This is a genomic window from Actinomycetospora sp. 2LY8.5, from assembly GCF_057180585.1.
Genome location: NZ_JBXUHE010000101.1, coordinates 1 through 1,504, shown reverse-complemented (window position 1 = coordinate 1,504; position 1,504 = coordinate 1). Strand labels below are relative to the sequence as shown.

The following is a 1,504-nucleotide window of genomic DNA, read 5'->3' as shown; positions in this document are numbered from 1 at the left end:
CTAGACCGTATGGAGGCCGGCGCCTCCGCTCGTAAGTTGGCGCGGGTCACCGTCGTTGGTGGCGGTGCCGCATTTACGAGGGAGGCGCCGGTGCCTGGCGAGGGTAGTTGGATCGGGTTGGACGTTCACGCACGCTCGGTCGTGGGTTGCGTGATCGATGAATCGACTGCGGAGATCCGCACGCAACGGATGGGGGCGCGCACCGAGCAGGTCGTGGACTGGGTCCGAGCTCAGGCCGGCCCGGTGGTGGCCTGTTACGAGGCCGGGCCGACCGGGTTCGGACTGGCCCGGGCCCTGGCCGCGGCCGGAGTGCACTGCGAGGTGGTGGCGCCCTCGAAGATCGAGCGCCCGGCCGGGGACAAGGTCAAGACCGACCGCCGCGACGCCGAGCGGCTCGCGCGGCTGCTGCGGATCGGTGAGGTGCCCGGGGTGCGGGTGCCTACCGAGGCCGAGGAAGCCGCCCGGGACCTGGTGCGGGCCCGGGAGGATGCCCGGGGCGATCTGATGCGCGCTCGGCACCGCCTCTCGAAGCTGCTGCTGCGCCAGGGCCTGGTCTGGGACCACAGCGCCTGGACCGGCGCGCACCTCGACTGGCTACGCAGCCAGCACTTCGAGCGGCGCGGAGTGCAGCTGGCCTTCGACGAGGCCCTGGACACCGTCTTCGCCGTGCACGCCCGCCGCGACCGGCTCGACACCGCGATCGTCGAGATGGCCGCCAGTGACCCGGCGCTGGCCGGGCCGGTGGGCCGGTTGGGGTGTCTGCGTGGGGTCTCCACACTGACCGCGGTCGGGTTGTGTGTCGAGGTCGCCGACTGGCACCGCTTCACCGGCTCGACCATCGGCTCCTACCTGGGTCTCGTGCCCTCCGAGGACTCCTCAGGCGAGCGGCGGACCCGAGGTGCGATCACCAAGACCGGCAACAGCCACGCCCGCCGGCTGCTGGTCGAAGCGGCCTGGCACCACCGCCGCCCGCTACGTCCCAGCCGCGACCGTGCCCGCCGCGCCGACGGGCAGTCCGCCGCGGTCCGGGCCCGCGCCGAGGCCGGCAACCAGCGCCTGCACCAACGCTGGTGCCGCCTCGAACAGCGCCGCAAGCGCCCCACCGTGTCGGTCGTCGCGGTCGCCCGCGAACTCGCCGGCTGGTGCTGGAGCCTCGCGGTGCTCGACCAGCCGGCCCCGACCTGAACCAATCGGTCCGGCGCCCCCAGACCCGGCGGGCGCCGGGTGAGGATGCAGGCAGCGCGAGGAACGACCCGCGAAACAGCTATGAGCAGCTCGGCATCGGCGCCGCCGGAGCCGGGCGACGCTCGCCTCTAGATTCGCGGAACGCTCCCGACGAACACCCGGTCATGCGGTAACCAACCCGCGCATATCAGCCTGACCGCGCGTCGCGCCGACACGCCTCCACCCACCCGGCCCCGCCGGCACCCTCCGAACAGCCACGATGCGTAAGCACCGAGGCCACTCACCCCTGCCCGCTTGACAGGAACGCCCTCCATATCAG

At 72.8% G+C, this 1,504-nt stretch carries 1 protein-coding gene; it reads left to right on the top strand.

Features of this window, described 5'->3' with window-relative positions:
- The first annotated feature begins 9 nt into the window (after positions 1-9).
- A complete protein-coding gene (locus AC2A1K_RS35580) occupies positions 10-1,185 on the top strand; it encodes an IS110 family RNA-guided transposase (protein WP_483901067.1) in 1,176 nt (391 codons plus the stop codon).
- Positions 1,186-1,504: the final 319 nt, after the last annotated feature.